Raw genomic sequence first — 21,510 nt, forward strand, 5'->3', positions numbered from 1 at the left:
CTTCCGTGTTCGATGGGGTGTGCGTGCCTTGCTCATTCGCCGACCGGCTGGCGCAGCATGTCTTTCATGGCCGCTGCAACGCGCTTGCGCTTGGCGTGGATGCCGTCGATCAGGCGGCCGACAAAGTGATCTTCAGGCGCATGAGCGACATGCTCTTCGATCCGAACATTGACGGACGACGCCACCGCCCGGCACTGGCCGGCCTCGCGATCATCGGGGAGCCGCTTGTGCTCCTGCACGAATTCGACCAGGGAAACGATCCAGTCGCCATCGCAGGCCTTGAGGGCAAGCGCCTCGCCTTCGGCCGCCAGAATGCGCAAGGCCGCGTCTTCCGGCATGCGCATCACCTCGCGCTCCAAAGGCAAGGGCACATTCGGCTTTTCCGTGGCCTCGCGCTTCACCCGAACCTCTTCGCAAACCCGCAGGCAGGCAGACAGCTGCGGCCATGTCTGGGAGTCCGCATTGACCGCGAAATGATCGGCAGCGGCTGCAAGGTCGCGTTCGTCAAACCGGGAAAGCTTCTCTTTCAACAGCTTCAGATAGGCGGTTTCGTCAGCACCCGGCGGACGCTTGAAGACCCCGAGAAGCGGCTTGATGAAATGGGTCTGAACAGGTGAAATCGTCATGCGTCATCCTCCCCAAAAACTTCGGCCATGGCCGCTGTGAACCGCGCGCTCTGCGCATCGTGATCGGAAACGAACCGCCCGGACGGACCGCCGCCCTGCCGTGCTGCCCCCTCTTCTGGAGGCGCCAGACGGCGCTTGTTCGCCCGGCGGATTTCTTCGGTGAAATAGTTGAGCGACGAAACAGGCCCGTCACCGCGAAGGTTTCGGCGACGGCTGACATCGGCAACCACCGGCAGGATATCCAGCTCGAAGTCGAAGCCCTGCGCATGCCAGGTCACCAAGATGGTGAAATCGCCCTTCCAGGACGGATCGCTCCAGGCGATCCCCATGGCCTCGCAAACGCGCTTACCGCGTTCGGCCAAGTCGCCTGAGTGATCGCGTGGCGGGCCGGTGTCATCGTTTCGTGAAACAATCCCAGGACGATGATCCGCGCGTGCGTCATCATCATCATCTCGTTTAAAAGGGGTCGTTAACATAGGTGCCGGTTCTGGACCGGCAGGGGGTGCCGGTTCTGGACCGGCAGGGGGTGCCGATATATCGGCAGGGGTGCCGGTATATCGGCAGGGGTCGGACCCCGATTTTTCGATTATTGTTTCCTCTTCGCGAACAGTGGAAAGATCGTCAATGACCGGATCGAGCACCACGCGATAGAGATGCGCGCTATCACGACCGGAATCGGACTCGACCAAATGCCGCTCCAAATAGCCTCGCGCCACAAGCCGCTCGACAGCATCGAATACGGTCGACCGCGCGCACCCCATTTCCCGCGACATCTTTACTTGGCTTCGCCGGCACCACCCGCCCTTGTCGGTATGCCGCCCAAGCACGCACAAAAGCTGCAGGTCGCGCGGCTTGATATGCGGGTCGGTCGCGGCCGCTGCCGGAATAACAGAAAGCCTAGGCTCGCTCATTCGGCAGCCTCCTTTGTGCTGTCCGGCGACACGTGCACATAAGCCGGGTGATCGGGTGGAAAATCGAAGGGAAAGACGACGGTCATCAGCCCGCCGATATTGCCCGCCTGCAGGTACTTGCGGCGGTGCAGATCCATCAGCACCTGCCACAGCTGATACAGCCCGAGGCCGGTCCGCTCGGCCAGGACACGCGTTTCGATGCGCAGCGGTCCGGCCCTATGCGCCTCGGCCAGGGCCATTAGAACCGACCGCCTAAGGCACGGGTTCGGCAGGGCCTTTTCCGCCCCGCGTTTGATGACGAAACGTTCGGTTTGTTCGCTCATGCCGCCACCTCTCTTTCCGCAAGCTCCGGAACGTTTGCTCCGGCAAGCGCCATCGCGACAGGCGGACAGACCGAGTTGCCGCACATGCGCCCCTGTGCCGATTGACTGAGAGAGATTTCCCCGCCGTCTTCGCCGATGCCGGTTTCGATCCGGTAGCTATCAAGGAACCCCTGCGCCCGGAATCGCTCGCGCGGTGTCAGCATGCGCATGCCGATATCGACCACGGCGAAGGTTTCGCCGTCGATGTCCACGGTCACCAGCGACCGCCGGTCAAGCGTGGTGTCGGTTCCCATTGGCTCAGCGAGACTGTGCGTTTCGCTGCAGCCGTAATAGGTGTGAAGGAAAGCCGCGACGACATTGGCCTTGCCGTCGCCACCCGCCGTCAGGGTCGGGCACGGATCGCCCAGGTCCGCCCCGATCGAGCGCGTGAACTGCCGGTCGAGGTAACACGCCGCGACCGCCTCATGATTGCCGCCCGCCGAATCCGTGCGCGCGGGCTGGTCGGCGGCATAGTCGCGCCGGTCGCTGCCACGCATGGACATCATGTGCGCCGAGACAAGGCCGACAGGCGCCGCCCCGCCCGGGCGCTTGGAAATGCCGTTGGCGGTGATCGTCGGCGCCGGGCCATCCAGCGGCGCACCCGTCGCCCCGGTGTTGTGCTTTGCCAGGAAGGCAGAGACGAGGCACCCGTCCGCCTTGGCCGTCTGCGTGCCGACAGGCATGTCGCCACCCCGCGGCGCGCTCTGCCCCGCCCGGCCGCCACAGCCGACCAGCGACGGTACCAAAAGACAATTCTGGTCTTTCGCACTGGCCGTCAGCGTGTGCAGTGGTGCATTGGCCGGCCGGTTGCCCCCGCCCTGCTGCGCATAGGAAACGACCGGCGCCACCAGCCCGAAGGCATCGCGCGATGCCGTCAGCGTCGGCATAGGCTCATCAAGCCCCTGCCCCCGGAACCAGTCACCGCCGTGATTGCAGACGACCAGGAACGGCTTTTGCGCTTCCAGGACATAGCGCACCACGCCCCGCGCGATCCGCTTCAGGGTCGCCTCGGCAAGCGGCCGCTTTGCCCGCACGCCAAACTTTTCGAAAATCTCGGCCGACGTGTCGAAGATGGATGGGCACGGCAGCGACCAGTCAATGATTTCCGCCGCCGTGCGCCATGGCTTCTTTTTGCCGGCAACCACCGCCGGATCGTCCGGCGCGCCGTGCGTCGGTTCCGGCCAGACGATCGGCTTGCCGTCTCGCCGGGCGATCACGAACAGCCGCTTGCGGATCGTCGGCGCGCCATAGTCGCAGGCACGCAGCTCGCGCCATTCCACCTTGTAGCCGTGCCGCTTCAGATCGCGCACCCAGGCCTTGAAGGTTTCGCCCGCACGGTCCTTGCACGGCTTGTATCCGCCCGCCCCATCGGGCACCACCGGCCCCCAGGTCAGGAATTCCTCGACATTCTCAAGGATGATCACGCGCGGCCGGGCACGCTTCGCCCAGGTGACGACGGTCCAGGCCAGGTCCCGGATGTTACGCTTGACCGGCCGCCCGCCCTTCGCCTTGGAAAAGTGCTTGCAGTCCGGCGACGCCCACAACAGCCCGACAGGCCGGTTGTGACAAAGGTCCATTGGGTCGACCTGATAAATGTTTTTGGACACATGCAACGTGTCCGGATGGTTTGCCCGGTGCATCGCCAGGGCTTCGGCGTCGTGGTTCACCGCAATGTCCGGGTGCCGCCCCAGCGCCTGAAAAATGCCCGTCGACGCCCCGCCACCCCCGGCGAAACAATCGATAATCATTTCCCGGCTTTCGGGACGGCCGGAGATTGCCGGCAGATCGGTCAGAAGGTCCCTCATCAAATCAGCCTCACTTCCGCCCGCCGTGCCCGGCAGGACGCGACGGCGGCAAGCTGCTTTTGGCCGCGCTCGACCTTCACAGGATCGCCGCTTGCGACCAGCAGGCGCGCGCAATGTTCCACCGGGCCGAAACGGTCGGTCTGGACGGCACCGGCCGCCACGGCCAGCGCACGCTTGCTCTTGGCAATGTCAAAATGCACCCAGGAGGCTTTTGGCGGCTGCTGCAGCCACTTGCGGGCAACACCGATGCGGTCGGCCATCTCCAGCAGCTCGGGAAGCGTGTCGGCCCACATGTGGCACATGACCATGCGCCCGAAGCCCGCCTCCATATCGTCGACATAGACGGTCATCCCAGCACCTCCGGAAACCCGTCATGCGTCACGCCGTCCAGGACGCGCCCGGCATTGCCCTTGCCGACCTTGTACGCCAGCACGGAGTTGGTTCCGGGCATGAAGGCCCGACCGCCGGTAATGGCGTCATGCCGCCCGTCGTTCAGCAGAACAAGCTGCGGCACGGTGCAGGTGCGGCCCCAAATGTCGTCGAGCTTGTCCTGATCTTCACCCGGCCGCGCTTTTCGGTTTGACCGGTAAAGCGGCTGATAATCGGCCTCGTCCATCTGATTGATGGCCCACCAAGCCCCCCACTGCTTGAACATGAACGCCACCCCGGCGGCCGCGCACTGGTCGCGCAAGGCGCGCGGCCAGTCGGGATGCATCGGCCGGGCCTTGTCCCCGCTCTCGCCGCCGGCGATGACCCAATCGAGACCAGGCCCGCAGCGTTCGTCATGATGGTGATGCGGAAAGCTCGGGTCGCAATCATGTTTCACGCCGTGAATAACATCGCCACGTCTTCCAACATGCCAATGCTTGCCGCCACAACCGCGCTGTCCACCAATCCAAAGGGTGCCACCCTCGACCGACCGCAAATCCACCGGCCCGAGCAGCGGCTCGGCCGACACGAACCGCACCGCCGCCGGTGTCTTCAGGAGATACGGAATCCGCGTGTCGGCCGTCGCCTGATCCTCGATCGACGTGCCGAGCCAGACATTCGGCAGGAACCCCTTGTTCGCCAGCCAGTCAAACCCGTCATCGTTCAACCCGCGCGGGTCATAGCCCATCGCGCGCGCCTCGCCCTCGATCACCATCCAGCGGAGATCGCGCGCATCCGCGAGATACTTCCGCATCCGCTCCGGACGCTTGGTCAGGATCTGGAATGTATGCTGCGGACAAAGCGCCATGACGGCGAACACCTTGTCGAGCCATTCGTCCGGCACGTTTTCATGAAACAGGTCGCCATGCGCGCAGACGAAAATCCGGCGCGGTTTCTTCCATTTCAGCGGCTGGTCGAGCCACGCGTCGTTGAAGCGCACCTGCCCGTTGAATTGCGCCACCCCGGCGGCGTTCTTCTTGGCAAGCCCCTTGCGCGAGGGCAGGTTCTTCAGCCGCGTTGCCGCCAGATCGGCGGCGTAGCAATACTTGCAGCCATCGGAGACCAGCGAGCAACCGTTGATAATGTTCCAGGTCGCGTCCGTCCATTCGATCGCGGTGCTATCGGCCATCAGCTTTCCCCTTCCTTGGCGGGCGCGCACCGCTCCGCGTATGTCAGCAACACCTCCGCATGGCAGGGCGCATCAAGCGCGCACCAGCAAGCCAGGTCCTTGCCGGCAAGCTCATGAACCGGCAGAAGCGGAATCGTCAGGTGTTCGAACAGGCGGCAAGCCTCGCCGGCATCCATCGCCTGCCCGGTTTCCGGCGACGCCGCCCCGACCACGAACGGATTGCCCCACTTGCTTGTGCGGTCGACAATCACCGCGTCCGGCGCGTCACATCGCCAGGGGTGCTTGCGGGTCATCTGGATACGTTTCGGCATCAACGCCCCCTCGGTTTGAAGTCCGTCACAACGCCACTCGCATCCGCCGCGGGCGCGGACGGCTCGGGATAGGCGTCCAGGTTCTTTTGCAGCGGCCAGGGCAAGGCGGCACAGGCACGGTCGTCCAGTTTGCGCGACCACAGCCGCGGCAACCCGGCGTCCGGATGCGGCTTAACGGTTTCCAGGACACGGACAAGCACGGCCTCGCGCCGCATGTCCCAATTCGCTTTCGGGCCGACGATGATCTGCCGCTTGATATGTTCGCAGAACTGGCGCATCAGCGCGGGCGTTGCCGTCGCCATGGCTTCGGACAGCTCATCCAGCGCAAAGCGCGGCAGCATGAAGGGCGCGAAATAGCGCTCCAGAATGCGCCGGCGTTCGGCATCGCCGGGAGCTGCCAGATCGATCTGGATCTCGAACCGCCGCCAAACCGCCTCGTCTATCCGGTCGCCGAAATTGGTGGCGGCGACGGCAAACGTGTCGAGCGTGTCCAGGCTCTTCAACAGCGTGTTGATCTGGTGATTGTGGTCCTGTTCGGCGACCTGGTTCTTGCCGCCTGTCATCCGCTTGGCGGCCATACTGTCGAATTCGTCGAAGAACAGGAAAACCGGCGTTTCCTGCGCCTGCACGCACTGAAACAGTTGCCCGATCGCGCGGGCACTGGCGCCGACATATTCGCTCAAGAACTGTTCCGGCCGCACCAGCAGCATCGGCAGCCCCAAGCGCGCGGCCAGATGATGCGCCAGCGTGGTTTTGCCGGTGCCGGGAATGCCGGTGAATATGGCCCGGCGGCGCGGCTTCAGGCCAACCGCCTCCAGCTCATCCTTTGCCCAGATTTCCTCAAGCCATTCCATCAGCGCCGCGCGCACCGGCGCGGCCAGGATTGGTTCGGACGCCTCTTCCGGTGTCAGGATATCGCCGAAGCTTTCCAGGCGTTGCGGGACGCGCGAGACCATCAGTCGCCCCCCGGCCCCATGCCGTCCGTGCCGGACGCATCGCGCCAACCCTTGTCAAAGGCCTGCCGGCGCTTGTCGTCCCAGGGAAACGGATTTGAGGTGATAGGCTCATTTGCCTTGTAAGCTTCCGCTCCGAGAACTTCCGCCCCGGCATCATCCACGTCCGGCACTTCCTTGCGCGGTTGCGCTGCTTGCTGCACGGCGGACGATTGCGCGGCCGCCTTCGGCTCGCGATAGTCTTCCGCGTGCGCCTCGCCGTCACTGTCGCGCCAAAGACGGACAGGCGTCTTGCCGATCTTGACGATGATCTCGCCCTTCTTCGGCACCAGTAGCTTGAAAGCTTCGATCACCTGATCGCGCGCCGTAATGTCGACATCCATCAGGCCAACAGCCTGAAACAGCGGTGACTCACGCTCCATGCCGAGCGCGTGCAGATACATGTCCAGCTCCGCCTTGGCCTCGTCATAGTCGCCGGGCTTCGCGTCGCGGATCTTGAGAACATCCCGCACGCGCGCCGGTGTGAAACCGGCGGCCTTCAGCTCGGCAAAAACGGCCTTTTCATCCTCGCCGATTTGCTTTTTCTCGGCGCGCAGGCGTTCGATGCGGTCGATATAGCCTTGCAGCTGAGACGCCGAAACCGTGTTCCGGCCGGGAGACGTTGCCATCAGTTTTGATCCTTCTTCCGTTCAAACAGGGAAATCCGCCCGGCATCGACAGCGTCGGCCAGCGCGCGCAAACCGTCCGGGGTGATGGTGGCAAGTCCCGGTGCCGGTTCGTGCATCAGGCCGAGGGCAACCAGCTTTCGGCAGCGGGCGCGGGTGTCTGCCAGGGCCGCACCCGAAATCACCGCGCTGGTCGTGCCGACCGAGCGCAGCAGCTCCAATTGACGGCTGCCGAGACGGGTCATGGGTTCACCCCCTCAAGTTTGGAAAAAAGCGGCCCGCCATCGACCGGCTCAGGCTTGGCCGTGTCGGCCAGGGCAAGGTCTGCGGTTCTGGAATGGCGCTTTGCCGCGCCCGGCGGTATCCATCGCAGAACCGGCTCGCCGGCGCTGCCGTCCGTGCGCCAGATCACCCAGCAATAAGCCGTCGCCGTCTTGCCGTCCGGGTCCCATTTGCCACGCGCAAGCGGCACGCGCTCGGCAAACACTCCGACCATGGCCGGCGGGTGCGGCAGGAAGAGTTCGCGCGTGCGGTCCAGCGTTTCCAGCCAGCGCAGCTGGACAAACACCGCAATGCCCTTGCGCGGTTCATGCATAAGCGCGCGCTCGACAAAGCGCTGCGGCAGGTCGCCGTAAGGCGGGTTGGTGATGATCCAGTCGAACCGCCGAGGCGAGAACTGCGAAGACTGGTCGAGGCAGAGAAAGTCCCACTGTGCGCCATGGTGCGAATTGTAGCCCCGGTCGAACAGGTCCGACGCGAACACCTCGCCAAAATAGTCGCCAAGCGGCACCGCCATATGCCCGGCGCCGCAGGCCGGTTCCCAAACACTCAAACCGGCACCACCCGGCGCCAGTTCCAGAAGCTCGGCACACAGCGCGCGGGTTGCCCATGGCGGCGTCGGATAGTAGTCGGGCGATTTAGCCGCCTCCAGGCGAGACGCCATCACGGCCCGGTGCGATGCCGGTTCAACCATCAGCCCGCCCCCGCTTCGCTTGTCTCATGGGTGCTTTCCCGTGAAACAGGTTCCACGTAATCGCGCGGGTCGATCTGGTAGAAGTGACACAGCACAACAACCGTTTCGGCACTTGCAAAGATGTCCGGGTGCGCGCGCTCTGCCCGGCTGATCGTGGTCCGGCTTATGCCGGTAACCGCTTCGATACCGCGCAGGCTGATATCCTGCGTCATGCGCGCTTCAAGCAGCGCAGCGCCGAGCGCTTCCCGGTCCAGCCGCATCATCGCCCCACCTCTTCAAGATGCTTGGAAAGCACCACCAGCTGATCAGCAACGCGCAGCCGCGCCTTGTTCGCCGCCTCGACGGCGTCGGCCAGCTCAGCCCCGGCAGTGGCAAGGTCTTTCAGCGCGGCCCGCGCCTCGGCGATATGGTCGACAGGCGGCGCCGGGATAGGTCCGAGAAGCTGTTCGCGGATGTCTTCCACCCACTTGCGCGGCACGTTCTTTTCTTCCGCGACCCGGCCGTCGTCGTAACCGTCGTCAAAGCCCTTCTCAGGACAGAACACGATTTCCAGCGCTTCCAGGATGGCGCGCCGGTCGGCCGGTGTCGGCTCGGGTGGCGGGTCGGCCTTCGGCGTCCCGGTCAAGGTCGTCTGACAGACCGGGCAGGTGTGTTTCGTCCGCTTGGAACCGACAATCCAGCCCGCCCGCTGAAACTTGCGCCGCAGCGGCTCGACCGGCAGCGGCCGTCCGTTCACCCCGCCGCTGGCAAAGACTTCATATGATTTCCCGCAGGCGCAGGTGATCTTGGCATATTGGCCCGCCTTGCCGTCCCGGGTCTTTGCGACGACGTCGAAAAGGGCACTGGAATCGCTGCCGGCCATCAGGACGCCCCCCCGTATCCGGAGCGCTGCAGGCAGACGCCGGCGGCGGCCTGCAAGGCCCGGCGCATACCCTTGCGGGCCGCGTCGATGTCCAGAAAGTCGTCATGGGCGGCGTCCGGAGGCACGCGCCCGGTTTCCTTGCCATAGTCGATAAACGCGTCCAGCCCCGCGTCGACCATGGCATCGGTGATTTTGAGCCGGGCTTTCATCAGGCTATCCCCCGTTCCAGGCGCCGCTGCGCTTCCTCGATCGACACCGGCACGGCACCGCCGCCCGACCCGCGCTCAAAGTCGGCATCCGGATCGGCCACCAGCACCGGCTCCCCGTGCTTCTGTTTGATCGAAAGTCCGTTCCAGGCGGCCAGACGCGCCTGCGTGTCCGCGCTGGAAAACCCGCCGCTAAGGGCGGCAGCGGCTCTGGTCCCGCGGATCCCGGTTTCAGCAGCAACCAGGGCCGCCGCACCAGCAAACGAAACCGGATAACCCCGGCAGCGCAGCAAGTGCTGCGCCCGCGCCCAGGAGAACACCTTCAAGGTCTGGCGAATGTCGCTGGTCGCGATTTGAAGGCTCATTTCCACCGCCTCGACAATTTGCCGTTGCGGCCCCGCTCGGTCCTGCCTTCGATAAAGATCGAACCGCCCCGCTTGTGTCGCCGCGCCTCCGGCGGCGCATAGACAATCGGCTTGCACTCAGCGCACCAGCTGGACCCTTCGGCCCGCCGGTTGCCGCAATAGAATTTTTCTTCCAGCGGCGTGTCTTCCTTGCCCCAGAGCGGGCGCTTGCACTGCCACCCCTTCAGGTCCCAGATCGTCACGCGGGCTTTCTTGCGCGGGTCGCCAAGCCGCGGCGCAGGCAGCACCGGCAGCGGCTCGGCCTTGATCCGTTCCGGCTTCACCGCCTGCACCCGCGCCCGCCTGTCGATCTTTTCCAGGCGGTCGCGGTACCGCCGCGCATCGATCAGGGCCGGATCGCTGTCGAAACCTTCCGCCTCGGCAACGCGCCGCACCTGATTGACGCCGATCGGGCCATAGATGGTCCCGAGCGCTTCGGCGGTTTCTTCCACCGTGTTCCCCCCGGCCAGCTTCCAGTAAACGGCTTCGCTTTTTTCGTCGGCCGTCAGGTCCGCCCAAGTCAGCTGGCCGAGGGCTTCGGCAGTCGTGTGTTCGGCAAGGCTCATTGCGTGCCCCCTTTCAGAATGTCGGAAAAATCGGTCAAGGCTTCGGCGGCATTGGCGGCCAGGTCGGCGCCCCGCCGGTATTCGTCCACCAGCTCGCCACCGGCCCCGCGCGGCGCCATCGCTGCCGACATGGCAAGGCGGGAATGCTGCGTCGAAAGCTCCTGCAGCCAGCCCGCAAGCTCGGCCACGTCACCAGATGAAAACCGAGTCATGCCTCCACCCCCTCGACTTTCACGCGAGGACTTGCTGATATGCAGCCTTTGAAACGGGGGGACCGGACTTGACCGAAACCATCGAAGGCACCGGCCGGCTCTGCATTGCCGGCGAGGACAAAGGTCCGTGCGAATTCCAGATTTACGTCCGCGAGCACGGCGGTTTGAAAGAAGCGCGCGGCGTCATATCTGCGGAAACGAAAATTCTCCACAAGGCGTTTGACGCTGACCGTGGTGTGACGATCAGGCGAGACGACACCGGGTTTGAAATCAAGATCATCATCACCCTTCACGGTGACGGACTCGCCGATATCGATGTCGTCGGCCCGCCCGGATAAAATGTTTTGCCACTTCGCCAGCATTATTCGCCACCCCCGACCGACCGCGCATAGGTCTGCAGCACGACAAGCGCTTCGATTGCCGAGGCCAGCTTGTCGAGAATTTCAAGGTCGGCGATTTCTTCCGGCGTGATCTGGCCGTCGTCATTCAGCGCGGTGCAGATCGCCTCGGCCGCGTCCGCCCCGCGCTTGACCGCCGTTCCAACAGCCGCCGGCCAGTTGGTCACGGCCCCTTGCGCTTTCGGCAACGGCACAAACACGCCGTTGGCGATCCGGCACAGCGCGCGCACCGCGACAGGGTCGTCGGTATCGATGGTCAGATCGGCGACAACGTCGATCGGCGCATGATCGTCCGGATTGTTCGGCGAGCCGTAACGCGACAGCGCCTGCTGTCCCACGCGGGTCGCCTCGGAACTGGCGACACCGCCGCCGCCGACGCGCATCAACTGGCGAAAGGCGGCTTTCAGCGCCGCCCGGTCGTGTTCTGTCGTCGGCCGAAAGGTCATTGCGTAACCTCGACGGATTTACGCGGTGACGCGGTTTCGGTTTGGGGAGATGATTGCGCCAGCTTTTTGAGTTCCGCCCGCTGATCAGGCGTCAAAACCATCGCTTCCAGCGAAAGCGGCTTACCCAATTTGATGGAAAGCAACATGAGCGAAAACATGTGGTCATACGGGATAAACCCGCCGGTCCCCGACCGGGCGCGGTCGTACTGGAACCGGCGCACCGTCGACGGGTTCAATCCCAGATGCTTTGCAACCGCCCCCACACCGCCTAACGCGTCGATGACGGAAGCTGCGGGATCAAGATGCATGGGGGACCTCTGCTCATGACTGGTGCGTTAAGTCAGGCAGATATTGCACGTACTTACCATTTTGGCAACAACCAAAATGGTTATCTTGCAGCCAAAACGGTAACTGACAACCGTTCGAGCAAGATGCACAATTCGCACGCTATGCTCACAGAGAACCAAAAAACACTGAAGCGCTGGCTTCGGAAAGTCCTTGAAGACAAAGAGGAAACGCAAAAGGCAGTTGCGAAGCTGCTAGGCATTTCCGAGCAAACATTTAACAAATCGGTAAGTGGCGATCGCCCCATCAAAGCGCACGAGCTGTTGATTGTGGCTTGTTATTTTGATGCTGAATTACCGATCCTCCCAGGCCACGGCCAAGCCCGAATAGCCAAGCGATCAAACGACAACGACGCAGATGGTATCAACCACTCAAACCCAGATGAAGACCAACTTTGGGCGTTAGCTGAGAAAAAGGTTGAAGAGGAAGAGGCTAAGCGCGGCGTTTATATGACGAATGAAGAATATATTGACCGCATCATAAAGTTGTATGAAACTCTATCTCGACGGAAGGGCGAAATTTAATTAATAGATGTTTTGGATATGCTATGGAAACCCGGCTACACTATCTCAAACCGGTCATTAAAGACAATCATGAAGACAGTCTTGTGGACCTGATATTTCAGGCATGCAAATATGATTGTGTTGATCTGATTGAGTTCGAGTGTTTCAAACTTTATGGCCATGACCGACTAACTGTTCTCAAGCCAGCGCAAGAGGCAGAACTCGTCTTGCGATGCCGGGGGCGAGTGGCCCGGCGCGCACGACACATGGGGCGCAGGCCAAAAGAACAAGGCGATTACGAATGAGCCCGTTTTTGGAACCTATGCCGCTCGGTATGATTGAGCGAGGCGGTCTAGACGAAACAGCACGCTTCCTTTTTCGCATTTGGCGGGAACACAATGGCAATATGCCGCCAAGTCGCGAGCTTATGAAGATTTCGCCGTATCTTGTGATTTTGGACGATCAATTTTCCAACAATGATAGCCCAGACATCCTTTTCTTCGGCTCAGAGACATCGTTTTCACGGCGGTTTCCCGAGGCTCAATATGTCGATGGAGAGCCAAAGGTAGCTTTAAACCATAGTTTTCGAAACTACGTCAGAGAGGGTTATCACAGCGCCCTTATGGGCGAACCAGTGCTAGAATCGATTGGAACCGGGGACCTTCTGGGTCCGCGCAAACCCACGGTTATTTATGATCGGATAACGCTTGCGTTCAAGAAGCGAGTTGGCAGCTATTTGGTCACGTACTCTCTAGTGAGGGACGAGAAGTGGTTATCTCCAAGAGAAGATCTGCCAGATCATCTGCGGCATTCCCCACAAAGGTTAGATCCGCGTCAATTGTGCTCGGGGGTATTTCCCAGTGAATTCCGCGAGCATGGACGGCCCTAAATCCATACGATGGAAATAGGCGTGTTCCTATGTGCTTAGGGGCAACCCATCCGTAAAGGTAATCCGGCTTCCATTCGTCCAAAGCATCAATCTGCAAAAGCTTGGTAATAGCCGAGCCAACACCCGCTTCACGATGGCCAGGTTCCACAAATAGATCTCCTTGGTAGCAGACCCGCCCTGTTATTTTCTTTCCAAATCGCGGTTGACGGTTTGCCAGTTCGGCCGATGGATTATCCACACCTGGATAGCAACGTTTCCAGTATTTTCGCCAATAGTCCACCAGGGTCATTTCCCCTAAGTCATCAAGCCTAACCGCATTTCTTGCCACTATCTCGCCCGCGCTCGTCTCAACGTAGAGCCAAAAAGCTTGAGTTGGCGTGTACGTGTTTTTCTCCGTGGAGAAATGCTCTGTGAGCTTCGGTTTTTCACTTTTGGCAATGCGCGATTCAAGCTCCTCAAAGCAAACGCCCCGGCGGATATGATAGCCCTTCTCCCTGAGATCATCTCTCAGAATGGCCCACGCTTCTCTCAATAAATATGGGTCAAACCCTGCCATAAGACACCAATAGCATCGGTCATTTTAACGATTTGCCTTTCTAGCATTCGTTCTTTTCCTTGTCATTCGCGGTTGACAGCAAGTGCATTTTTTGCATTTATCACCAAAATGGTAATAACCATTCCGGCAATTTTCATCGAAGGGCAGGCCGCACCATGACCGACACCCCCACCCCCGACGATCTGTCCGCCCGCCTCGCGGCGCTTGCGCTTGACCTGTCGCAGCCTTCGTCGGCCACGGTGAACCCTGCAAGCATGGAGCAGCTCAGAAGAGCTGTAGCAAAGTCGCGGCAATTCAAGACGCATTTGCCCGTTACCAGCCGCGGCACGTCGCCAGTCTGCCCGGACACCGGAATGGTGGCTTTTTCCGTTCAGATGCTTACCGGCCACGTTCTGCGGCTAAGCATGTGCGCCGAAGATTTCGACTGGATAGTCCAGGGCATTGAAGGCTATCGCCCCCCCCGTCCGGCCGAGGACCTCGACGACATTCCAAAGCAGGTGGAAGAGGCGCTGGCCAACTCCAAACCGCTTGCCAATTCCGCACTTGGCCGGGCTGTAGGCCGTCGCCGTCCCTTTCGCGGGCTTTGGATTGGCCTCAATGCGCTGCTTGCGATGAACCGCAAGGCTAAGGAGCGCGTGACTGATCGCTTGGGGCGGCTGAACTCATGATTTCAAGGATCTCATCCATAGCTGTTGTGAAGCCGTCGAGCCGTTCGGCCCTCGCGTCTTCATTCGGATCGAGTGTCTCGACATCGATTTTTGCCTGCAACGTCGCGGCAAAACCTTCTTTGTCACCCTTGTTCGTTAGCAACCGCGACGCGAGCAGCCCGACCGCAAGGGACTGCATCTCAACCTTTGCATTCAAAATCTCGAATTCGCTGATCAAAGCAGCATTTGCGTTTCCGGTCATGTTCTCTTCCTTTCTCGACATGGCTGGAACCGGGCGCGCCGCGTCGGGAGCCTGCGGCGCGCCCCTCCCCTTTCCGGTTGATCACCGCACTCAATCACAATTTGCGCTTGCTGCCCATGCCAGGCGCCAGCGGGTAGCGTTTCCGAAGAAGGCACAATCAGGAGACGCAGCCATGACCACGTCCATTCGCAACGCCCGTTCGGCCATCGCCGTTCTGGAACGCGCGATCCAGAGCTTCCGCGACACCCACGGCGCCCCGCCGGTTGCACGTATCGAATGGCATCTCGCGACCCTGCTTGTCAGCGTCAAGAAATGCCTTGCCGGGCTGGCGGCCGAACTGGAGCTTTATCAAAGCGCCAAGGGTACCGGCCGCGCCTACTGGATCACCCAGCCGGACGGCAGCCGCGACCATGTCTGCGGCCAGCAGCTTGAAAGCCTCTGCCTGCCCTTGGCCGATGGCGAGGCCGCCGTCATCCACGGCAAGCCGGAAGCCCTTGCCGCCGTCGCCGCCGCCTTGAACGCGGCCGGCCGCACGCCCATCGGCCCCGCCCCCCTTCACGACATCGCCCGCCAGCTTAGCGAGGCAGCCTTCCACGCGGCCCCAGCCAGGGACACAGCGCCGCCCGAACCGGAAAAGGAATCGGCCCATGGAAAACCTTGAAACCGTTCTCGGCGCCGCCCGCCACGTGGCCCCCTATGCCTTGTTCGGCATTTCCCTGATCTGTTCCGGCATCGCCCTCCTGAATAGCCTTGCCGGCAAAAGCCGCCGCCAGTGGGAAGACGACGCGAATTGCATGTATCCCGGCTGGCGCAAGCTTTATGAAATTTCCGGAACCTCCCCCCAGTCCTCCCCTGAACCCGAAGACGTGCACAAGCAAAGGCCGGTCAGCAGCCGCCTTGCCCTTGCCGCGCGCCTTTCCAATCGGGTTCTAACTGGCCTCGCCGCCGGCGCGCTCGGCGTCGAGGCCCTTTTCTTTTTTCTGCCGCGGGGAGTGCTGTAATGACCTTTCAGCCTCAGCACGATCCGGGCTTTGCCCGCGCCCGCAAGGCGGTTGACGCCTTCACCCAGGAAATGTCGCTCGAAGCGGCATTCATGGACGCCAGCGGCCACAAGAAGGCAGCAAAGGCAATCGTCGCCGTCATCAACGCCACCCGCGCCTGCGCCGACATCCGGCTGAAGGATCGCATGGTCGACCCACGCGAGGCTGATTAATGTCTTGGGTCGGCGGCCTTGCTGAATGGGAAGAAGGGAACACGACCTATTTGTCGGTCGCGTTCACATGGAAGCTCGACGAGGCTTACACCAGGGCTGTGTTTGCCAGGTCCCAGGGCCGCCGCGTCGTGGCCGGCGGCCCGGCTTTGTTCTTGACGAAGATGCAACACCAGCTCGCGGATGTGGCCGAAATTGGTGCGCACCACCCCGACGCGATCGCAAGACACAATCCCGACGCAACCTTCGCAAGCCGCGGCTGCCCGGTCGGGTGCTGGTTCTGTATTGTCCCTGCCATGGAAGGCCGCAACTTCACTTTGCTGCCGGATTTTCCAGTGCGCCCGATCCTGTGTGACAACAACCTGTCAGCGCTTCCTGCTGAATACCAGGATCATATCATCGCCAGGTACCAGGCGGCGCGCGTCACCTTGAAAGACGCGAATTCCGGCTTTGAACCGATCACTTTCGATCGGGAAGTTTACGAGCGATGGAAGCCTCTTGTGAATGCGGGCAAAGGTCCGTGGCGATTTGCATATGACGAAACCGGCGAAGGCAAGGACGTGCGCCGGGTCATGAAAATGCTTTCCGGCGAACCGCAAAAACGGAAGCGGGTTTATGTCCTGATCGGTAATGAACCCTTTGCCGAGTCCATGGCGCGCATTCAGGAAGTTATCGACCACGGCTGCGAACCGCACGTGCAACCGTACATGAAGCTCAACGCCCGCAAGCGGACGCCGCACCCGCGCCATGACTGGAACCATCAGCTTTTGGTCGACGTCGCGCGTTGGGCCAATGGCTGGGTTTGGAAGAAGGCCCCCTTTGCCGACTACAAGCGCTCGCGCAGGACACGCCCGAGGGACCACTACGACAGCCAGCAAGGCCTTTTTGTATAGAACCACGCCGCCCCATCGGCACGGGCCCGGCGAACCGCAAAGCGGCGCCGGGCAAACGGAAACCAGGACTTGGAACCATGAACCGCCAGCAAAAGCTTGACCCGGTCGAAATCGAGTATTTCACTGTGCAGGAAGTTGCCGACAGGTTGCGCAAGTCGCTGCGCTGGCTGAATGGCGTTCTGGCCGAGGACGGCCGCCGCCGGCCGACCGAACAGCGGTTTCAGTTTCACGTCCGCCACGGGAGAACAAGACTTTGGACACCGGAGGCTCTGACCAAACTGCAAAAGGCGGTCGCAAGGGAAAGCGAGCCGGGCGGCGCGCTCGCGGGCTCGCCCCGGTCGACCGTGACGGCGTCTGGCATGTCCATGGAACCGTCCGGGCTGGAAGACGCTCAATCCGCGTTAGAAAAAGTCTTGGCCTTCCAGTCGACCGCGTCTCCCAGGACGCCGCGATCGAGGAATGCCGGCGCTACGAAAGCGAAATCATCGCCGAAGCCACGGGACAAAAAACGCCAGGTGCTTTCGTTTCCGTCGCAGCCGCCGACTACCTGACCCGAACCCGCGAAAAACCCCTCGGCAAGACAACCGTCGATATCGTCCAGGAGATTGCCCGCACCTTCGGCCTGCAGCGGCTGAACGAGATTGCCGAGGACGACTGGCACCGCCATGTCGACCAGCGCCAGAAAGGCAATTCCGCCGCCACCCGCGAACGCTATCTGAATGCGCTCCTGTCTTTCCTGAAATTCTGCCAGGGCAGGAAATACCGGCTCGACCAGCTGCCCGAGTTCGACCGGGACAAGCGCGCTCGCAATCCGAACCGCCGCACCAGGCGCCGCGTGCGCGAGCTGCGCCCCGATCTGGTCGCCCGGCTCATGATGGCCGCACATATCACCATACGCGCACAGATGGCCGTCGAATGGTCGACCGGCGCCCGCGTCTCGTCGGTGCTGCACGGCTGCCGGGTCTGCGACCTGATCCTTGCCGAGGGACGCGAGCAGATAACGTTCCACGACACCAAGAACGGCGAGTCCGTCGACGCCGCCCTGCACCCGACCGCCGCGGCGATCCTGCGCGACTATATCGAGTGGCGCGGCCGCCTGCACGAGCGCGAGGCCCCGCTGTTCCTGACCTACAAGCGCAAACCCTACTCGGACAACGGCGGATCGTCGGGCGGCCAGAACAAGACAGGGTTCAAGGCTGCCAAGCGCCGTGCAGCCGCGGCCGTCCTGCAGGACGCGCAAGAGCGTGCCAGGAAGCAACGCGACCCGAAGCGCCGGCAGGCCATCCTTGACGACGCCGAGGCCGACGCCGCGCTGTTGAAGTCCGTGACCCAGCACTGGTTCCGCCACATGCTGGCAAGCCGCATGCTGCGAGACGGCGACATCCGCGCCGCGATGGAACAGGGCGGCTGGCTCGATCCGAGATCCGTTATCGGCTACACCCACGACGTCCCGGAATTCCGCCGTTCGGTCGTGTCCAAATTCGACGATTTCGGCAAGTCTTTGACACGCGAGGAAGACGAAAAAGAGGTAAAGTAATGAACTTGAATGGAAATTCCGAACTAGACCCGCCCCTTGGTAAGGGAGAGGTCGAGAGTTCAAATCTCTCCGGCAGCACCATTAAAAGCCAGAACATCTCTAAGGGGCCTTGCTTTTCAGCCAATTGCCGTCACTTTGTGCCGACACATTGACCGACACAAGCGACTCTCATGGCTGGCAAGATCCGATATTTCCACGAAGACAAGAACGGCTACTTCGCGCGAAGACGTGTACCGACCGACATCAAGGATCAGATCGGCAAAGAATTCTTCATGAAGGCGCTGGGCACCGGCAAACGCGAAGCCATCGAGAAGTTGCCCGCCGCCCTGGTCGAATTCCAAGCAACCATTGACGACGCCAGGAAGCGACGACTGGCGAGCCGCGAGAACGCAGGCGGGTCAGAGGTAGAACAAACTCCATTCCGGCAGCTGACCGCAAACCAGATAGCAGCGAAGTGGTATCTTAGCCGGATTGAATCAGACAACGCCTGGCGGAACTCAGACGCGCGATACGCGCGCCAGGGGACTTTTGACGAAGACCGTATTCAGACCTTGAAGTCAATTCTCGCCGGAACAGCTGATGACAACGAACTGCTCGAGGCATTCGGTGACGAATATCGAGTGCTGAAGCGTATGGGACACGCAACGGCCGATGCCGGAACGCAAGAATGGCGCTCATTCGTGCGTACGCTCGCGTCTGGAGAGTTAGAGAGGCTCCGCTACACCTTGGCGCTCGATGAGGGCACACCGCCTCCAGAGCCCCCAAAATGGCTCGCTGAAGCCATTGAGCAGCTGAAGAAGCCAGCACCAACTGAAACGGCTCTTGAGCCCGTGTCGATCAGGCTGCTTTTTGAGAGGTGGCGAAAGATTTCACGCGGCAGCGATGAAGAAACATCGACGTGTAGACGCTACCGGCCAGCCATAGAGAGCCTGATTGCATTCGTTGGTCACAATGATGCCCAGCGTATCACGAACAAGGATGTAGCAGCCTGGGTCGAACACCTGATCAATAACGAGAACAAGGCGCATTCCACCGTCAAGAAGGTGCACTTGACCGCCGTCAGCGGCATGTTGCATTGGGCTTCTGACAACGGATTGATCGAGCCCGTCCAGATTAAAACCAGACTGAAAATACCCAGGCAACAGCTCAATCGCAGTAAGGGGTACACGGAGGAAGAGGTAACGCAGATCCTTCGCGCGGCTCAGGCCTACGCACCCTCAGCTCAATCCAAGGAGTCCATGCATCTCAGTAACGCCAAACGCTGGCTACCCTGGCTCATCGCATTCACTGGCGCGCGGATAGGCGAGTTAGCACAGCTTAGGAAAGAGGACGTCAGCGAGCGTGATGGCATCCGATTCCTACTGCTCACTCCTGAAGCTGGCACCATAAAATCCGGCCAGTTCCGCGAGGTGCCACTTCACCCGCAACTGATCGAACTCGGATTCCTCAAATTTGTCGATGCGTCAAAGTCCGGGCCTCTATTTCACGGCCAAGCAAAAAATGGCACCACATCGAGACAACCGGCAGAGAACACCGGAAAACGCTTGGCCGCGTGGCTTCGTGCTGAAGGTCTAACACCGGACGGCGTGGCACCAAATCATGGCTTTCGACATCGTTTCAAGACCATCTCTATAGAACTCGGGCTACCTGGACGCGTGGTGGATGCTATGCAAGGTCACGCATCTGGAAGAGCTGCCGATAACTATGGAGACGTAACACTCGCTGCGAAGTTTAAAGCAGTAGCACAACTTCCGTCGATAAGCCTTCAATGAAAGGCCGATGTTGAGGTAAGGAATCACAACTAGCCAACAACTTTCATCCGACCTACCACAAGCCTTTCAAAAATCCCCCTTGAAGTCCAACGGGTTTCATTTCCTAATTGAGCAGCCCGCGCATATCTCTCGACTGGCGTCAACTTAGCGATATCTGAAATAATTGCTTTGTATTCGGAGAAAAGCTTCTGCATAGCCTCTCTATCACAATAGAACATTTCATCTGACGGATTACTACTCTCCGTCACCGACGAACATTCTGTATAAACCAATATACCTGGAACTTCGTAGTCAGGATAATTGTCTATCGTCCATTGAAAATGCTGAAAAACCTGCCCGATTTCATCTGAGTTTATCGAATTTCCATCTTTCTTCTCAGTTTTGAGCTCAATAGGGATCGCTATATTCTGATGCTTATCTACCCAAAGATTATCCGGACCATCATTCACGTCAGTATCTGGACGCGATGAGTCAAATCCCAACGCAACCCCGATTTCCCTGATAGCTTCTTCTGCTCGGCTGTAAGAGTCGTCTTCAAACGCAGCATGCGTCCGATCAATGAGCTTCGTAAGACGTCTATTTGTTTCCGGGATGCTACCTACGCAATAGGGACGCAAGCCATCTTCCAGGACGTTGGTAGTAGCCTCGACTCCAGCAACATCAGACGAAGACCGTCGCGGAAGAGGCAGTGTACCACCGAGTCTATTTCGAGCCTCGTCAAACCAATCGTACATGGCCTCATGCTCGCTCTCGAAGCAGTTGGCCGCACCCAGCCAAATGGAATACCAACCAGCCAACCTTGGATTTTCCTGCCGCACTTCTTCAACGACGCTTTCAAACTCTGCGATGGCACCGGAATTGTCACCGTGCCAAAGCTTCAAAATAAAATTAGCCTCTTTTTTCGCCAACTTATCGTCAAGCTTTGTGTGCGCTTCTCGCTCCGTAATTCGGCGCTCCTCAATAGGATTCTGCCCTAAGTGCGCCTGGTAATACTCCAACCAGTTTGGATCCCTATCAATTATTTGCCGCACAATAGCATGTATATCATCAAAGGTGACGTCTCCCAGCTGCTCGCAAAACTGCTCGGACAACCCTATTTGCTCCTGAAGGACTTTAGGGAAATACGCCTGATTTGCAACGTTTCTCAACCAATTCTCTACGTCCTTTGAATGAATTATGTAAATACCGTAGTCGTTCTTGCCTCTATTTATTCTACCAAATAGCTGCGTCAGCCTATTTGCGACCCTCGGAAAGAAGGTCTGATCCAGACGAATTCTCTCAAACAAAAAACGTTCGAGCTGACTAGACCCGACAGGAACACCGTCAACAACCATTACCCGACAATCATCATCGGGCAAGTCAATCCCGTCATACCGCCCTACCAACAGAAATGCTCCGGTATCAGCCTGGCGAAATTCATTTAGCTTAGTCGTGAATTCGTCGGCTGACTTAGGAGTTTCTGCCAATCCATCCCAAGTATCTGTGGCGCGCTCACTCGGAACCGCGATGAGAACTTAGAGCTGGCTCGGGAAATTTGCACAGCTGGGATAAGTGGAATTTCTGCCTGACTTTGGCTTAGATGCCGGAAACAGGAGAGACGATGACGAGACGACCGCGCCGGAACCACAGCCCGGCTTT

The 21,510-nt window shown here is 60.4% G+C and carries 31 protein-coding genes; 8 read left to right on the plus strand and 23 right to left on the minus strand.

The window, feature by feature from the left end; genetic code table 11:
- Window positions 1-32 precede the first annotated feature (32 nt).
- The 20 genes from M0H32_RS23785 to M0H32_RS23880 are packed head-to-tail and all read right to left on the minus strand — an operon-like array spanning window position 33 to window position 11,566.
- Window positions 33-626: a hypothetical protein gene (locus tag M0H32_RS23785; protein WP_248158255.1), complete on the minus strand. Its 594-nt coding sequence runs from the start codon at window positions 624-626 to the stop codon at window positions 33-35.
- Window positions 623-1,537 carry a helix-turn-helix domain-containing protein gene (locus tag M0H32_RS23790; RefSeq protein WP_248158256.1) on the minus strand — a complete coding sequence of 305 codons (915 nt, stop codon included), beginning with the start codon at window positions 1,535-1,537 and terminating at the stop codon, window positions 623-625. Before M0H32_RS23790 ends, M0H32_RS23785 begins: the two co-directional genes overlap by 4 nt.
- Window positions 1,534-1,860 carry a hypothetical protein gene (locus M0H32_RS23795; protein ID WP_248158258.1) on the minus strand — a complete coding sequence of 109 codons (327 nt, stop codon included), beginning with the start codon at window positions 1,858-1,860 and terminating at the stop codon, window positions 1,534-1,536. Before M0H32_RS23795 ends, M0H32_RS23790 begins: the two co-directional genes overlap by 4 nt.
- Entirely contained in the window at window positions 1,857-3,704 is a 1,848-nt protein-coding gene (locus M0H32_RS23800) for a DNA cytosine methyltransferase (RefSeq protein WP_248158260.1), read from the minus strand. Before M0H32_RS23800 ends, M0H32_RS23795 begins: the two co-directional genes overlap by 4 nt.
- A complete protein-coding gene (locus tag M0H32_RS23805; RefSeq protein ID WP_248158262.1) occupies window positions 3,704-4,054 on the minus strand; it encodes a DUF4031 domain-containing protein in 351 nt (116 codons plus the stop codon). Before M0H32_RS23805 ends, M0H32_RS23800 begins: the two co-directional genes overlap by 1 nt.
- A complete protein-coding gene (locus M0H32_RS23810) occupies window positions 4,051-5,262 on the minus strand; it encodes a DUF5131 family protein (RefSeq protein WP_248158265.1) in 1,212 nt (403 codons plus the stop codon). Before M0H32_RS23810 ends, M0H32_RS23805 begins: the two co-directional genes overlap by 4 nt.
- Window positions 5,262-5,573, minus strand: a complete 312-nt coding sequence (locus tag M0H32_RS23815) for a DUF4326 domain-containing protein (protein ID WP_248158267.1) — start codon at window positions 5,571-5,573, stop codon at window positions 5,262-5,264. The genes M0H32_RS23810 and M0H32_RS23815 overlap by 1 nt, the downstream gene beginning before the upstream one ends.
- Window positions 5,573-6,529, minus strand: coding sequence for an ATP-binding protein (locus tag M0H32_RS23820; RefSeq protein ID WP_248158269.1), 957 nt, complete (start codon window positions 6,527-6,529; stop codon window positions 5,573-5,575). Before M0H32_RS23820 ends, M0H32_RS23815 begins: the two co-directional genes overlap by 1 nt.
- Window positions 6,529-7,194: a DUF2312 domain-containing protein gene (locus M0H32_RS23825; RefSeq protein WP_248158271.1), complete on the minus strand. Its 666-nt coding sequence runs from the start codon at window positions 7,192-7,194 to the stop codon at window positions 6,529-6,531. Before M0H32_RS23825 ends, M0H32_RS23820 begins: the two co-directional genes overlap by 1 nt.
- A complete protein-coding gene (locus tag M0H32_RS23830; protein WP_248158272.1) occupies window positions 7,194-7,436 on the minus strand; it encodes a hypothetical protein in 243 nt (80 codons plus the stop codon). The genes M0H32_RS23825 and M0H32_RS23830 overlap by 1 nt, the downstream gene beginning before the upstream one ends.
- Window positions 7,433-8,164 carry a TRM11 family methyltransferase gene (locus tag M0H32_RS23835; RefSeq protein ID WP_248158274.1) on the minus strand — a complete coding sequence of 244 codons (732 nt, stop codon included), beginning with the start codon at window positions 8,162-8,164 and terminating at the stop codon, window positions 7,433-7,435. The genes M0H32_RS23830 and M0H32_RS23835 overlap by 4 nt, the downstream gene beginning before the upstream one ends.
- Complete coding sequence (locus M0H32_RS23840) at window positions 8,164-8,427, minus strand: helix-turn-helix domain-containing protein (protein WP_248158276.1); 264 nt, start codon at window positions 8,425-8,427, stop codon at window positions 8,164-8,166. Before M0H32_RS23840 ends, M0H32_RS23835 begins: the two co-directional genes overlap by 1 nt.
- On the minus strand, window positions 8,424-9,026 hold the full coding sequence (locus M0H32_RS23845) for a hypothetical protein (protein WP_248158278.1): 603 nt from the start codon (window positions 9,024-9,026) through the stop codon (window positions 8,424-8,426). The genes M0H32_RS23840 and M0H32_RS23845 overlap by 4 nt, the downstream gene beginning before the upstream one ends.
- Window positions 9,026-9,235, minus strand: coding sequence for a hypothetical protein (locus tag M0H32_RS23850; RefSeq protein WP_248158280.1), 210 nt, complete (start codon window positions 9,233-9,235; stop codon window positions 9,026-9,028). Before M0H32_RS23850 ends, M0H32_RS23845 begins: the two co-directional genes overlap by 1 nt.
- Complete coding sequence (locus M0H32_RS23855; RefSeq protein WP_248158282.1) at window positions 9,235-9,597, minus strand: hypothetical protein; 363 nt, start codon at window positions 9,595-9,597, stop codon at window positions 9,235-9,237. Before M0H32_RS23855 ends, M0H32_RS23850 begins: the two co-directional genes overlap by 1 nt.
- Window positions 9,594-10,202: a GcrA family cell cycle regulator gene (locus M0H32_RS23860; RefSeq protein ID WP_248158284.1), complete on the minus strand. Its 609-nt coding sequence runs from the start codon at window positions 10,200-10,202 to the stop codon at window positions 9,594-9,596. The genes M0H32_RS23855 and M0H32_RS23860 overlap by 4 nt, the downstream gene beginning before the upstream one ends.
- On the minus strand, window positions 10,199-10,414 hold the full coding sequence (locus M0H32_RS23865) for a hypothetical protein (protein WP_248158286.1): 216 nt from the start codon (window positions 10,412-10,414) through the stop codon (window positions 10,199-10,201). Before M0H32_RS23865 ends, M0H32_RS23860 begins: the two co-directional genes overlap by 4 nt.
- The gene (locus tag M0H32_RS23870) at window positions 10,411-10,776 is read right to left on the minus strand and encodes a hypothetical protein (protein WP_248158288.1); all 366 of its coding nucleotides are present in this window, start codon (window positions 10,774-10,776) and stop codon (window positions 10,411-10,413) included. Before M0H32_RS23870 ends, M0H32_RS23865 begins: the two co-directional genes overlap by 4 nt.
- Window positions 10,776-11,258 carry a phage regulatory CII family protein gene (locus M0H32_RS23875; protein ID WP_248158290.1) on the minus strand — a complete coding sequence of 161 codons (483 nt, stop codon included), beginning with the start codon at window positions 11,256-11,258 and terminating at the stop codon, window positions 10,776-10,778. The genes M0H32_RS23870 and M0H32_RS23875 overlap by 1 nt, the downstream gene beginning before the upstream one ends.
- On the minus strand, window positions 11,255-11,566 hold the full coding sequence (locus tag M0H32_RS23880; protein ID WP_248158292.1) for a hypothetical protein: 312 nt from the start codon (window positions 11,564-11,566) through the stop codon (window positions 11,255-11,257). The genes M0H32_RS23875 and M0H32_RS23880 overlap by 4 nt, the downstream gene beginning before the upstream one ends.
- Before the next feature lie 15 nt (window positions 11,567-11,581).
- Here M0H32_RS23880 and M0H32_RS23885 point away from each other — a divergent pair, with 15 nt between their 5' ends.
- Window positions 11,582-12,127, plus strand: a complete 546-nt coding sequence (locus tag M0H32_RS23885; RefSeq protein WP_248158293.1) for a helix-turn-helix domain-containing protein — start codon at window positions 11,582-11,584, stop codon at window positions 12,125-12,127.
- A gap of 719 nt (window positions 12,128-12,846) precedes the next feature.
- Here M0H32_RS23885 and M0H32_RS23890 read toward each other — a convergent pair.
- Window positions 12,847-13,551: a hypothetical protein gene (locus M0H32_RS23890; protein ID WP_248158294.1), complete on the minus strand. Its 705-nt coding sequence runs from the start codon at window positions 13,549-13,551 to the stop codon at window positions 12,847-12,849.
- Between the two features lie 155 nt (window positions 13,552-13,706).
- Here M0H32_RS23890 and M0H32_RS23895 point away from each other — a divergent pair, with 155 nt between their 5' ends.
- Window positions 13,707-14,219: a hypothetical protein gene (locus M0H32_RS23895; RefSeq protein ID WP_248158299.1), complete on the plus strand. Its 513-nt coding sequence runs from the start codon at window positions 13,707-13,709 to the stop codon at window positions 14,217-14,219.
- On the opposite strand, the gene M0H32_RS23900 is transcribed toward M0H32_RS23895, so the two are convergent.
- Window positions 14,176-14,460 (minus strand): hypothetical protein, encoded by a 285-nt coding sequence (locus M0H32_RS23900; protein ID WP_248158307.1) that lies wholly within the window; start codon window positions 14,458-14,460, stop codon window positions 14,176-14,178. The genes M0H32_RS23895 and M0H32_RS23900 overlap by 44 nt on opposite strands.
- 172 nt (window positions 14,461-14,632) lie before the next feature.
- On the opposite strand from M0H32_RS23900, the gene M0H32_RS23905 reads away from it, so the two are divergent.
- The 6 genes from M0H32_RS23905 to M0H32_RS23930 all read left to right on the plus strand — a co-directional run bounded on the left by M0H32_RS23905 (window position 14,633) and on the right by M0H32_RS23930 (window position 19,872).
- On the plus strand, window positions 14,633-15,121 hold the full coding sequence (locus tag M0H32_RS23905) for a hypothetical protein (RefSeq protein ID WP_248158309.1): 489 nt from the start codon (window positions 14,633-14,635) through the stop codon (window positions 15,119-15,121).
- Window positions 15,108-15,461 (plus strand): hypothetical protein, encoded by a 354-nt coding sequence (locus M0H32_RS23910; RefSeq protein WP_248158311.1) that lies wholly within the window; start codon window positions 15,108-15,110, stop codon window positions 15,459-15,461. The genes M0H32_RS23905 and M0H32_RS23910 overlap by 14 nt, the downstream gene beginning before the upstream one ends.
- A complete protein-coding gene (locus M0H32_RS23915) occupies window positions 15,461-15,673 on the plus strand; it encodes a hypothetical protein (RefSeq protein ID WP_248158313.1) in 213 nt (70 codons plus the stop codon). Before M0H32_RS23910 ends, M0H32_RS23915 begins: the two co-directional genes overlap by 1 nt.
- Window positions 15,673-16,563: a hypothetical protein gene (locus M0H32_RS23920; RefSeq protein WP_248158314.1), complete on the plus strand. Its 891-nt coding sequence runs from the start codon at window positions 15,673-15,675 to the stop codon at window positions 16,561-16,563. The genes M0H32_RS23915 and M0H32_RS23920 overlap by 1 nt, the downstream gene beginning before the upstream one ends.
- Before the next feature lie 253 nt (window positions 16,564-16,816).
- On the plus strand, window positions 16,817-18,100 hold the full coding sequence (locus M0H32_RS23925; protein WP_248158315.1) for a tyrosine-type recombinase/integrase: 1,284 nt from the start codon (window positions 16,817-16,819) through the stop codon (window positions 18,098-18,100).
- Window positions 18,101-18,270: 170 nt separating this feature from the next.
- Window positions 18,271-19,872, plus strand: coding sequence for a tyrosine-type recombinase/integrase (locus M0H32_RS23930; RefSeq protein WP_248158316.1), 1,602 nt, complete (start codon window positions 18,271-18,273; stop codon window positions 19,870-19,872).
- Between the two features lie 29 nt (window positions 19,873-19,901).
- Here M0H32_RS23930 and M0H32_RS23935 read toward each other — a convergent pair whose 3' ends face one another.
- The gene (locus M0H32_RS23935; RefSeq protein ID WP_248158317.1) at window positions 19,902-21,338 is read right to left on the minus strand and encodes a helicase C-terminal domain-containing protein; all 1,437 of its coding nucleotides are present in this window, start codon (window positions 21,336-21,338) and stop codon (window positions 19,902-19,904) included.
- Between the last annotated feature and the right edge of the window lie 172 nt (window positions 21,339-21,510).

The sequence above is a fragment of the Roseibium sediminicola genome (assembly GCF_023156505.1).
Taxonomy (GTDB): Bacteria; Pseudomonadota; Alphaproteobacteria; order Rhizobiales; family Stappiaceae; genus Roseibium; species Roseibium sediminicola.

Coding starts and splice junctions, on each gene's coding strand:
- M0H32_RS23785 (WP_248158255.1), bottom strand. CDS start 626: ATGACGATTTCACCTGTTCAGACCCATTTCATCAAGCCGCTTCTCGGG.
- M0H32_RS23790 (WP_248158256.1), bottom strand. CDS start 1,537: ATGAGCGAGCCTAGGCTTTCTGTTATTCCGGCAGCGGCCGCGACCGAC.
- M0H32_RS23795 (WP_248158258.1), bottom strand. CDS start 1,860: ATGAGCGAACAAACCGAACGTTTCGTCATCAAACGCGGGGCGGAAAAG.
- M0H32_RS23800 (WP_248158260.1), bottom strand. CDS start 3,704: ATGAGGGACCTTCTGACCGATCTGCCGGCAATCTCCGGCCGTCCCGAA.
- M0H32_RS23805 (WP_248158262.1), bottom strand. CDS start 4,054: ATGACCGTCTATGTCGACGATATGGAGGCGGGCTTCGGGCGCATGGTC.
- M0H32_RS23810 (WP_248158265.1), bottom strand. CDS start 5,262: ATGGCCGATAGCACCGCGATCGAATGGACGGACGCGACCTGGAACATT.
- M0H32_RS23815 (WP_248158267.1), bottom strand. CDS start 5,573: ATGCCGAAACGTATCCAGATGACCCGCAAGCACCCCTGGCGATGTGAC.
- M0H32_RS23820 (WP_248158269.1), bottom strand. CDS start 6,529: ATGGTCTCGCGCGTCCCGCAACGCCTGGAAAGCTTCGGCGATATCCTG.
- M0H32_RS23825 (WP_248158271.1), bottom strand. CDS start 7,194: ATGGCAACGTCTCCCGGCCGGAACACGGTTTCGGCGTCTCAGCTGCAA.
- M0H32_RS23830 (WP_248158272.1), bottom strand. CDS start 7,436: ATGACCCGTCTCGGCAGCCGTCAATTGGAGCTGCTGCGCTCGGTCGGC.
- M0H32_RS23835 (WP_248158274.1), bottom strand. CDS start 8,164: ATGGTTGAACCGGCATCGCACCGGGCCGTGATGGCGTCTCGCCTGGAG.
- M0H32_RS23840 (WP_248158276.1), bottom strand. CDS start 8,427: ATGATGCGGCTGGACCGGGAAGCGCTCGGCGCTGCGCTGCTTGAAGCG.
- M0H32_RS23845 (WP_248158278.1), bottom strand. CDS start 9,026: ATGGCCGGCAGCGATTCCAGTGCCCTTTTCGACGTCGTCGCAAAGACC.
- M0H32_RS23850 (WP_248158280.1), bottom strand. CDS start 9,235: ATGAAAGCCCGGCTCAAAATCACCGATGCCATGGTCGACGCGGGGCTG.
- M0H32_RS23855 (WP_248158282.1), bottom strand. CDS start 9,597: ATGAGCCTTCAAATCGCGACCAGCGACATTCGCCAGACCTTGAAGGTG.
- M0H32_RS23860 (WP_248158284.1), bottom strand. CDS start 10,202: ATGAGCCTTGCCGAACACACGACTGCCGAAGCCCTCGGCCAGCTGACT.
- M0H32_RS23865 (WP_248158286.1), bottom strand. CDS start 10,414: ATGACTCGGTTTTCATCTGGTGACGTGGCCGAGCTTGCGGGCTGGCTG.
- M0H32_RS23870 (WP_248158288.1), bottom strand. CDS start 10,776: ATGCTGGCGAAGTGGCAAAACATTTTATCCGGGCGGGCCGACGACATC.
- M0H32_RS23875 (WP_248158290.1), bottom strand. CDS start 11,258: ATGACCTTTCGGCCGACGACAGAACACGACCGGGCGGCGCTGAAAGCC.
- M0H32_RS23880 (WP_248158292.1), bottom strand. CDS start 11,566: ATGCATCTTGATCCCGCAGCTTCCGTCATCGACGCGTTAGGCGGTGTG.
- M0H32_RS23885 (WP_248158293.1), top strand. CDS start 11,582: ATGACTGGTGCGTTAAGTCAGGCAGATATTGCACGTACTTACCATTTT.
- M0H32_RS23890 (WP_248158294.1), bottom strand. CDS start 13,551: ATGGCAGGGTTTGACCCATATTTATTGAGAGAAGCGTGGGCCATTCTG.
- M0H32_RS23895 (WP_248158299.1), top strand. CDS start 13,707: ATGACCGACACCCCCACCCCCGACGATCTGTCCGCCCGCCTCGCGGCG.
- M0H32_RS23900 (WP_248158307.1), bottom strand. CDS start 14,460: ATGACCGGAAACGCAAATGCTGCTTTGATCAGCGAATTCGAGATTTTG.
- M0H32_RS23905 (WP_248158309.1), top strand. CDS start 14,633: ATGACCACGTCCATTCGCAACGCCCGTTCGGCCATCGCCGTTCTGGAA.
- M0H32_RS23910 (WP_248158311.1), top strand. CDS start 15,108: ATGGAAAACCTTGAAACCGTTCTCGGCGCCGCCCGCCACGTGGCCCCC.
- M0H32_RS23915 (WP_248158313.1), top strand. CDS start 15,461: ATGACCTTTCAGCCTCAGCACGATCCGGGCTTTGCCCGCGCCCGCAAG.
- M0H32_RS23920 (WP_248158314.1), top strand. CDS start 15,673: ATGTCTTGGGTCGGCGGCCTTGCTGAATGGGAAGAAGGGAACACGACC.
- M0H32_RS23930 (WP_248158316.1), top strand. CDS start 18,271: ATGGCTGGCAAGATCCGATATTTCCACGAAGACAAGAACGGCTACTTC.